General features: G+C 45.9%; 9 protein-coding genes. 4 read left to right on the top strand and 5 right to left on the bottom strand.

Annotated features, from left to right (window positions below; translation table 11 throughout):
- Window positions 1–221 precede the first annotated feature (221 nt).
- The 3 genes from I3248_RS11820 to lgt all read right to left on the bottom strand — a co-directional run bounded on the left by I3248_RS11820 (window position 222) and on the right by lgt (window position 2,680).
- Window positions 222–797, bottom strand: coding sequence for a dihydrofolate reductase (locus tag I3248_RS11820; RefSeq protein ID WP_238063942.1), 576 nt, complete (start codon window positions 795–797; stop codon window positions 222–224).
- Window positions 798–866: 69 nt separating this feature from the next.
- Window positions 867–1,739, bottom strand: coding sequence for a thymidylate synthase (locus I3248_RS11815; RefSeq protein WP_238063940.1), 873 nt, complete (start codon window positions 1,737–1,739; stop codon window positions 867–869).
- 56 nt (window positions 1,740–1,795) lie between these two features.
- Complete coding sequence (lgt, locus tag I3248_RS11810) at window positions 1,796–2,680, bottom strand: prolipoprotein diacylglyceryl transferase (protein WP_025646068.1); 885 nt, start codon at window positions 2,678–2,680, stop codon at window positions 1,796–1,798.
- 336 nt (window positions 2,681–3,016) lie between these two features.
- Here lgt and I3248_RS11805 point away from each other — a divergent pair, with 336 nt between their 5' ends.
- Complete coding sequence (locus I3248_RS11805; RefSeq protein ID WP_238063938.1) at window positions 3,017–4,648, top strand: DUF4139 domain-containing protein; 1,632 nt, start codon at window positions 3,017–3,019, stop codon at window positions 4,646–4,648.
- A 12-nt stretch (window positions 4,649–4,660) separates the two neighbouring features.
- The gene (locus I3248_RS11800) at window positions 4,661–5,518 is read left to right on the top strand and encodes an NRDE family protein (protein ID WP_238063936.1); all 858 of its coding nucleotides are present in this window, start codon (window positions 4,661–4,663) and stop codon (window positions 5,516–5,518) included.
- A gap of 170 nt (window positions 5,519–5,688) precedes the next feature.
- On the opposite strand, the gene I3248_RS11795 is transcribed toward I3248_RS11800, so the two are convergent.
- Window positions 5,689–6,210, bottom strand: coding sequence for an RNA pyrophosphohydrolase (locus I3248_RS11795; RefSeq protein WP_025646064.1), 522 nt, complete (start codon window positions 6,208–6,210; stop codon window positions 5,689–5,691).
- A 379-nt stretch (window positions 6,211–6,589) separates the two neighbouring features.
- Here I3248_RS11795 and I3248_RS11790 point away from each other — a divergent pair, with 379 nt between their 5' ends.
- Together I3248_RS11790 and I3248_RS11785 are read left to right on the top strand one after the other, a co-directional pair.
- Window positions 6,590–7,018 carry an OsmC family protein gene (locus I3248_RS11790; RefSeq protein ID WP_238063934.1) on the top strand — a complete coding sequence of 143 codons (429 nt, stop codon included), beginning with the start codon at window positions 6,590–6,592 and terminating at the stop codon, window positions 7,016–7,018.
- On the top strand, window positions 7,019–7,444 hold the full coding sequence (locus I3248_RS11785; protein ID WP_238063932.1) for an MAPEG family protein: 426 nt from the start codon (window positions 7,019–7,021) through the stop codon (window positions 7,442–7,444).
- A gap of 75 nt (window positions 7,445–7,519) precedes the next feature.
- Here I3248_RS11785 and I3248_RS11780 read toward each other — a convergent pair whose 3' ends face one another.
- Entirely contained in the window at window positions 7,520–8,497 is a 978-nt protein-coding gene (locus tag I3248_RS11780; protein WP_238063931.1) for a tRNA-dihydrouridine synthase, read from the bottom strand.
- Window positions 8,498–8,712 lie beyond the last annotated feature (215 nt).

Here is an 8,712-nt window from a genome sequence, read left to right as displayed (position 1 = left end):
GCGAAAATCTAGCCAATGCAATAAGCATTACCTGCAATTTTCACTTAGACTAGAATTATTTTAGCGATCAGCAGTGCGCATTTGTGAATGTTCAACACGCCCTAGGTTTTAAATGGCATTGGTTTAAGCTAGGCTTTAAATAGCCTAGCTTTTTTATGGGCTAGAATTTAGCTAGCTGTAGGCTGGGTTTTTAACCCAGCATTTTTTTAACAAATGATAAACTAATCTTGTCTTCTATAACTCACAAACTGAAAGTCCAAACCACTTTTTTCATCATGCTGAGTGCCGGAGGTTTCTGCGGCGATAAAATCGCTTGGCAGCTCCGGGAAAAATGCATCACCATCGCTGATTTCAGTATCGACATGGGTCAGCTCGATGCGATCGGTGTACATAATCGCATCTTTAAACACTTTTTCGCCGCCGATCACCCAGATTGTATCTAAATGCGCGCCATGAGCGAGGCTAGCCGCTTGCGTCAAGGCATCATCTAAATTATGCACCACATAAGCATCATCACGATCGGTGAGGTTCTTTTGTTCAGCATAATCAAGCTGAGTGCTGATGATAAAGCTGACTCGCTTAGGAAGCGGCTTACTGCCCATCGACTCAAAGGTTTTGCGGCCCATAATGACGATACCTTGAATGCTATCTGCATCGCCATCGTTTTGCTTAGTGGTCATAGCCTTAAAATGCTGTAGATCCGCTGAGATATGCCAGGGTAGCTCATTGTCTTTACCGATACAGCGGTTGCTACTAATCGCTGCGATTTGGGCCACTTCAGTATGCGCGTAACTCATCACTTATCCCTTTTATTATTTATCAGTTTTCTAGTTTTACAGTTATTTTCAATTCTACAGTTTAGTCGCTTAAACTGCGACTTTCGCCTTGATAGCCGGATGCGACTCGTAACCATTAACGCTGAGGTCTTCAAAAGTAAAAGCAAAGATATCTTTAACTTTCGGATTCAATGACAAGGTCGGCAGCTGATAAAGATCCCGCGTCAACTGTAATTCAACTTGCTCGCGATGGTTTTGATAAATATGACAATCGCCGCCCGTCCAGATAAATTCGCCCACTTCTAAATCACACACTTGCGCGATCATATGTGTTAATAGCGCATAACTGGCGATGTTAAAAGGCACACCCAGGAATAAATCCGCTGAGCGCTGATAAAGCTGACAAGAGAGCTTATTATCCGCAACAAAGAACTGAAACAGTGTATGACAAGGCGGCAAGGCCACTTGACTGGCCTCACTTGGATTCCAACCAGAGACGATAAGACGTCTGGAGTTGGGGTTAATTTTTATTTGCTCAATAAGCTGCGATATTTGATCGACGCCGTCATCATTATAAACATTGTTGTCACTTTCATCAGTGTTTTTAGTTGCGCCATAGTTGCGCCATTGATGACCATAGACAGGGCCCAGATCCCCAGCAGGGCGATTAAAGCGCGCGGTTTGCTCAGCGGTGGCCCATTCATTCCAAATGCGTACGTTATTTTGCTGCAAATAATCAACGTGCGTGCTACCGCTTAAAAACCATAATAGCTCATAAACGATAGATTTGAAGTGTACTTTTTTGGTGGTCAGTAAGGGAAAACCCTCTGCCAAGTCGAAGCGCAACTGCGCGCCAAAGTGACTTAAGGTGCCAGTACCCGTTCGATCGCCTTTTTCAGTGCCGTTCGCCAACACATACTGGAGTAAATCAAGATAAGCTTGTTCGTTTTTGCTAGTAATCATGGTCTGCAACTTCAATATTTAATAACAACTAAGTTTATTTAATGTCTAATATGGGTCTAATAAGCAGCTTGTCTACCCCAATCATAAATGTCACGTTTATAAGCATAAATGATGAGCACGATACCAATGATAATCATCGGCGCGCTTAAGATCTGCCCTTTGGTGACCCAGCCTAAAAGGATAAAACCTTGATCGGCATCGGGCTGACGGAAGAACTCGACAATAAAGCGGCTAAAGCCATAACCAAGCATAAACACGCCCGTCACCGCCATACGCGGACGCGGCTTTGAGGAGTACCACCACAGTAGCAAAAACAGCAGCAGTCCTTCGGTTAACGCTTGATAGAGCTGCGAGGGATGGCGTGGCAGTAAATACTGACCGCTAACCTCAGCCGCCAATTGCTGCAAGGTTGGGTCGGCCTGCATTAGCTGAGCATCAAAGGCCGCCGCTTGCGGGAAATAAGTGAGCCAGTTATAGCCGCCATCAGAGACACGGCCCCACAGCTCGCCATTGATATAGTTGCCAATGCGTCCAAACAATAAGCCCGTTGGCACGCAAGGCACGATAAAATCGAGGACTTGAAAAGGCGTCTTTTTATACTTACGCGCAAAATAAAGCATGCCAAGAGCGACACCAATAAGGCCGCCATGAAAAGACATACCGCCTTCCCAAACCCTAAATAAGTAGGCAGGATTTTGTAGTAATTCGCCAAATTGATAGAAGAGCACGTAACCGATACGGCCGCCCAAAATCACCCCAAGCGCGCCAAAGAACACTAAGTCTGAGACCATATCCGTCGACCAAGCATCGCGTTTAGTACTGCGATACCAAGCAAGACCAAAGGCCGCGGCAAAAGCAAGCAAGTACATCAAACCATACCAGTGTACTTCGATAGGGCCGAGCGCTAACGCTACTGGGTCATACTGAGGATGAATGTTCATAAAAGTCATAATATTGAGAATAAGATGCTGCTCATGATAGCAAATTTAGCTGTTACGAACACTAATTTCGCATCGTAATACTGGGCAGTATGGTAAGCGTGCAATGCTAAAAAAATGCTGCTAGTAAAGAAGCCGCGCTATAGAAATAATCATCATTACTATAGCCGCGAGCGTAAGCTAACCGCACAAAGTTATAAGATAGTAATGTCGGATAAAAAACGCTAAGATAAAAACAAACGAGATTGTGATGGTTTATACCAAAATACTATAAGACCAAAAATACTGTAAGACCAAAAATACTATAAGACCAAAAATACTATAAGAATAAGGACAGTCATGAAACCCTATCGGTCAAATAAAGCAGTGCTGACTCAGCAAAGATTAGGCACAATACCAAGTTCGATATTTGCTCTAACCGCGCTTAGCTTGTTATTGCCTCCTATTAGTGCTCAAGCGGCTGAAAGCGGCATTGAGCAAATTACTATTTATCAAGGCTTAGCGAGCGTCACGCGTACGCTGCCGATTGCTGGTAGCGGTGAGCAAACGTTAGTGTTTTCTTGCTTGTCGCCTTATCTTGATCAAGACAGCTTGAGCGTACAAGCGCTTGGCGACGTTAATGTCGGTGAAGTCAGTATCGAGACCTTAAGCGGTGAGCAAGCTCAACTGTGCCAGTATCAAGGCGATGCTAAGGTACAGACGCAGCAAAATCACTTAGCAAGTATCAAAGCCGATTTAGAAGCGGCGCGTTTGGCCAAAGCCTATTTGCAAAATATGACCAAAGTCAACCAAATCAGCGTCGAGGGTACTTTGGCCAGTAATGCTCGTGAGCTAGAGACGCAGGCCGCCGCTATTAATAAGCGAATCCTTGAGATTGAGCAGCAGCAAGCCCGCGCGCAAGATGCACTCAATCAGCTCATGGCTGGTAGCAGCACGACCACGCAAAATAGCGTCACCCAAGTCAGCGTGCGCACCGCTAGCCGTACGCCAAGTAACCTCAAGCTGCACTATCAAGTGCGCGGCGCTAGCTGGCAACCGACCTATCAAGCACGGCTCAATACCGATACTAAGCAGTTAAGTATTACCGCCTCGGCCATTATCGCGCAGCAAACCGGCGAAAACTGGCAAAACGTGCCTCTAATACTCAGCTCAGTGAATCCGAACCAAAACGCGACAGGCCAGCTGCCTTATGTGCAGCGCTTATCGCTCTATGACGAGCAGCAGCAAGGTAGTGTCGCAAGATACGCGCAGCCAATGATGAAAGCGCCAGTCGTGGTGGTCTCAGCAGACGAAAGCGCTGGAGCTATGGCTAATATGGCGCCGTTACCGAGCTTTGTGGTCAACCGACAAGATAAAAACGGCATAACTGAATACCGCTTGCCGCAGCGCGTTAGTATTCCGAGTGATGGTCGGCGGGTACGCACTGTTATCGATGAGCAAGCAGGAATCAGTAAGCTGTGGATTCGAAGCACACCAAGTGCAGAGCTGGCAGGATATTGGTATGCGTCAGCGCCGTTCTTGACACCCGCTTGGGTCGATGGCTCGCTGCAGCTGTACCGTGATGATAATTATATCGGGCAAACGCGCTATAGCTATCAGCTGCTAAAAGAGCAAGGCATTGGCTTTGGTGTTGATAATAATATGCGAGTTAAACAAATAGTAGATGAAGATAAACAAGGCGAGAAAGGCGCGTTTAATCGCATCCAAACTTTGACTAAGACAGAAGCTTATCAGTTTACTAATCAGCATAATAAAACGGTCAGTTTACAAGTATTAGGTAGCGAGCCTATCAGCCGCGATGATAACTTAAAAGTCAGTGCCACCCATACGCCGCCAATTAGCGAGCGCGATTGGAATAGTAATCAAGGAGTCGTGGCTTGGGACTTTAAGTTAGCGCCGCAACAGTCGCAAGTCGTGCAGTCGACCTCGCAAATCAGTTATCCGGCTAAGCAAGAATTGATCAGTAATTAAAAAAGGAAAACTATGTGTATCGTCGCTATCGCTTGGCAGCTCTTTGATGAGCTGCCGTTAGTACTTTTATCAAATCGTGATGAGTTCTTAGCGCGTCCTACCGAGCAGTTGCACCAGTGGCCAGATCAGCCGATCTATGCTGGCCGCGATAGCCAAAGTGGCGGCACTTGGTTAGGCATTTATCAGCAAGAACGTCAACAGCAGAGTCAACAACACAATCAGCAGTCTACTGAGGACAATCAAAGCCCTTCGTATCAACAAAACGGTCGTTGGGCGGCGGTACTGAACTTTCGCGATGGCGTACAAGCAAGAGCAGATGAGCGCTCGCGCGGCGAATTAGTGACCAGTTTTTTGACAAGTACACTCAGCCCAATGGCATTTGCGCGGCAGATTAAGCTACGAGACTACGCTGGGTTTAATCTCATCATTGGTGATAGCCAGCAAGCGGTCATCGTCAATAACCGTGGTCATGCGCCGACCGCTTTACATGCAGGATTGCATGTTTTCTCCAACGGACAGCCGGATGAAGGGTGGTTCAAAACCGAAAAGCTCCGCGGGCGCTTGCGTCAAGAAGTGCTGCCGCTCATCGCTGAGGATAGCTCGCTTGCGTATTGGCAAGCGGCCGCGCTTAATGTGATGTCAGATAGTACCTCAGCGCCTGAGGAAGCGCTGCCGAAAACAGGCGTACCAAAAGCTATAGAGCAAGCCTTATCGTCTGTGTATATCGACGCGATCGCTTTGAGTAATGCTGATACGCCAATGCCAAGTTATGGCACGCGTACGCAAAGTATTTTGACTTTGCGCGGTGAAGATAAGTCAGAAGTGACAGCGCAGCTGATTAGCCGTGAAACGGATAATGTTAAGTGTTAGGAAGCGAGCATTCCACGCAATATTGTGACGTTATACAGGTTGCAGGGGCTGAAAAATGGAGCTATGCTTTATTAGGCTTGCCAGAAAAATAGCTACAGAGATAAAAAATGCCCGCTGTCATATCTGATGTTTTAGATATGACAGCGAGCATCTTTCATTGACGTGAGCGTCTATTCCATCAATAAATGATTATTTTGTTCTGGGATAATCAGCTCTTGTCTAAGGGGTAATTCGCGTGCCAGCTCTTGCAAAGCACGGCGATAGACCCCGCGTTTAAAGTGAATCACTTGTCCGAGCGGATACCAGTAGCTGACCCATTGCCAATGGTCAAATTCAGGTTTTCCCTCATCAAAGCGAATGTGTTGAGTATTCGGCTCATCTAAGCGTAGCAAAAACCATTTTTGTTTTTGCCCAATACATAAAGGATACTGCCCATGGCGCACGTAGCGCTTTGGCAAGCGATAGCGTAACCAATCTTGAGTGACTGCCAATAAGTCGACATGGCGCGGATGCAGCCCGACCTCTTCCCAGAGTTCGCGGTACATCGCATCCATTGGCGTCTCGCCGCGGTCGATACCGCCTTGCGGAAACTGCCAAGCGTTGTGTCCGATACGCTTTGCCCACAGTACTTGCCCTTGTGTATTTGCCAAGATGATGCCGACATTGGCGCGAAAGCCGTCTGCATCTATCATGATTTAACCTTTTAATTTATCTAAAAATAACTTATTGCCAAGCGACTTTCGATAGCCAACATAATTATTATAAGGTAGTGACTATCGCTGCCAAATTAGAATAAGTTTTATTACCCTTATTAAAACAAGAAATGGTCAAAATGTGTAACGATAATTTGCTATAAAATGTTTCACAAATTTAACGATTTAAAATCAATAACTTAAAATACAACTTTTGTTAAATAATGATAAGGCGGTCAATAACCAAATTTGCTCACTTAGGCTCAAGCAGGCTTTAAGTTTATGATTCTAGACAAACCCTAGATGAAACTAATGCTAAACTAGTGCTACACTAACGGCATAAATCAGTACCGTAAATTAATAATATTAGGATAAGAAGATGGCAGAATCAAAAGCGAGTGTCACTTGGCAAGAGAATAAAGCTTTTATGGGCGTAGCGCCATCAGGGCATAACGTTCAGATCGACGCTGATAAAGAGAAGGGCGCAAGTCCCATGGAGCTAGTACTACTAGGACTTGGCGGCTGTGCCAGCTACGACGTGGTGTCTATCTTACAAAAATCGCGGCAACAGGTGCAGGATGTACGCTGCGAGCTGACTGCACAGCGGGCGGAAACTATCCCAGCAGTATATACAGATATCCACCTACATTTTGTGGTTAGCGGACAAGATATCGCTGAAAAACAGGTTGAAAAAGCCATTAAACTATCCGCTGATAAGTACTGCTCAGCCAGTCGTATGCTAGTCGATGGCGGCGTTAACATCACCCATGATTTTGTCATAACGACAGGCGAAGGGGCAGATGGTTAGATGATTTACCTCTTTGGTTTTATCCCTGATACTGCCGCTGCCGCAATATGGGCAATGGTGGTCGCCAGTTTATTACCGCTACTGATGGCAATAATGGCCAAGGTGTTAGGCGGCTTTGGTCTCTCGGATAACGCCCATCCGCGAGAGTTTTTGCGGCAGACTACAGGTGCTTCGGCGCGGGCGAATGCCGCTCAGCAAAACAGCTATGAGACGCTACCGGTATTTTTGGCAGCGGTTATTGTCGCGATGCTGTTCTTTGTACCACAGCCCATTATTAATACCTTAGCTTGGCTATATGTGCTTATCCGTATCGGTTATTGCGCGGCTTATATTACTAATTTGGCGACTTTTCGCTCTATTCTTTGGGTGCTATCAATGGCCTGTCCGCTAATGCTATTTTATATTGCGATTCGGATTAGCACTTAGCTTTTAAAGTCAAAGCGTTGAAATAATAAAAGCGAAAAACGGTATTTAACAGCTACCTTAATTTAGAATTTTTTATCAGCGACTCGCTTGTAAAGCGGCGATAATAGCCGCTTTATCTTTCTGCCTTTTGATCTCATTCCATAGGCTTTGTGCTTCCATATAGCCCTTAGTCAGCATGCCCAGCCACTGCTTATAACGACCAACTAGCACCACATCATTTTTTGCTTCGCCTTGCAAAAACCTAATTTGATGAGTGATTAAGTCTGACCAAAGTAGTGTCGACGTTTTCAACGATTCGTCCTTAGCTACATCTATTTTATCCACTTGCGCAATTAAATCCGGCCGCGTCACCGCCCCGCGTCCGAGCATCAAATGGCTGGTGCCTGATTGCCTGATACATAGCTGTGCTTGCTCAGTGTTCCAAATCTCACCATTAGCAATCACTGGGATATCTAGGCTATTAAAGCCTTGAATTTTCTCCCAGTAAGCAGGCGGCTTATAGCCTTGGGTCTTAGTGCGCGCATGAATGGTTAGCCAATCCGCGCCGCTCGCGTCAATCGCTCCTTTTATATCATCCATACGACTGGTATCGGTGTAGCCGAGACGTATCTTTGCTGACACAGGAATATCGCTAGGGACTGCTTGGCGTACAGCGCTAATAATCTGATACATGACTTCAGGCTCATCGAGCAGTACCGAGCCGCCGCGGTGGCTATTGACGGTCTTGGCAGGGCAGCCAAAGTTGATATCGATGGCGGGCGCGCCAAGCTCGCAAGCATAAGTGGCGTTTTCTGCCATCAGCTGCGCGTCGCTACCCAAAAGCTGTACATGAATGGGCGTGCCGGAGGCGGTCTTGGCATCATGATGTAGCTCTGGCACGTATTTATAGAATACATGCGCAGGCAAGACAGTTTGGGTGACGCGAATAAACTCACTCACCGACCAATCATAAGGACGACCTAAATCGGCGGCAATCTGCGTTAAGATTTGCCGCATTAACGGATCGGTTAGCCCCTCCATTGGAGCGAGTAGGCGGACGGGGGTATCAAACATTTTGTGTTCCTAATTAAACAAAGTTTAATAACTAAGTCACAATTTATAGATAAGACCTTTACTATATGTTTGCACTAAAATATTATTTTTTATTATCTAAATGCTACTTTATTTTTCTATAAAATTGCAATAGATCTCTTGCATAAGTCATTGCTAGCCCTGAGCTATGCTGAAGAAACCGTACAAGTAAACTTGGTAAACTAACGACTCAACGA

This window comes from Psychrobacter sp. Ps3, assembly GCF_022129275.1.
Lineage (GTDB): Bacteria > Pseudomonadota > Gammaproteobacteria > Pseudomonadales > Moraxellaceae > Psychrobacter > Psychrobacter submarinus.
This window is presented reverse-complemented; position numbering and strand designations above follow the sequence as displayed.

Coding starts and splice junctions, on each gene's coding strand:
- I3248_RS11820 (WP_238063942.1), bottom strand. CDS start 797: ATGAGTTACGCGCATACTGAAGTGGCCCAAATCGCAGCGATTAGTAGC.
- I3248_RS11815 (WP_238063940.1), bottom strand. CDS start 1,739: ATGATTACTAGCAAAAACGAACAAGCTTATCTTGATTTACTCCAGTAT.
- lgt (WP_025646068.1), bottom strand. CDS start 2,680: ATGAACATTCATCCTCAGTATGACCCAGTAGCGTTAGCGCTCGGCCCT.
- I3248_RS11805 (WP_238063938.1), top strand. CDS start 3,017: ATGAAACCCTATCGGTCAAATAAAGCAGTGCTGACTCAGCAAAGATTA.
- I3248_RS11800 (WP_238063936.1), top strand. CDS start 4,661: ATGTGTATCGTCGCTATCGCTTGGCAGCTCTTTGATGAGCTGCCGTTA.
- I3248_RS11795 (WP_025646064.1), bottom strand. CDS start 6,210: ATGATAGATGCAGACGGCTTTCGCGCCAATGTCGGCATCATCTTGGCA.
- I3248_RS11790 (WP_238063934.1), top strand. CDS start 6,590: ATGGCAGAATCAAAAGCGAGTGTCACTTGGCAAGAGAATAAAGCTTTT.
- I3248_RS11785 (WP_238063932.1), top strand. CDS start 7,019: ATGATTTACCTCTTTGGTTTTATCCCTGATACTGCCGCTGCCGCAATA.
- I3248_RS11780 (WP_238063931.1), bottom strand. CDS start 8,497: ATGTTTGATACCCCCGTCCGCCTACTCGCTCCAATGGAGGGGCTAACC.